Genomic DNA, 279 nt, shown 5'->3' on the forward strand with positions numbered 1-279 from the left:
TCATCCATGTGACACTCTCCGCCACACCGCCAAACGGGTAGAGGTGGAAATAAACCTGCCCTAAATCCTGTTTTATCAACAGTGCGTTCAAATCTTCCCAATAACGGTCAGCAACAGAGCGGCGCATCAGATTAGCCAGAGACAAACCATACCGACGCATAATCGAAGCGGAAGCAACAACGCCAAACTGCTTAGCAAAACGCAACAGCTTAGCGGCATCTGCCGGCCCCGGAATCCCGACCCGTACCGGTGTATCAATCCCTTCACTGCGTAAGCGTT

At 52.0% G+C, this 279-nt stretch carries 1 pseudogene; it reads right to left on the bottom strand.

The features are described from left to right. Positions 1-279: pseudogene (locus HBA93_RS20830) on the bottom strand (methylenetetrahydrofolate reductase); the annotation flags it as partial.

The sequence above is a fragment of the Ochrobactrum sp. SFR4 genome (genome assembly GCF_019730395.1).
GTDB lineage: Bacteria > Pseudomonadota > Alphaproteobacteria > Rhizobiales > Rhizobiaceae > Pseudochrobactrum.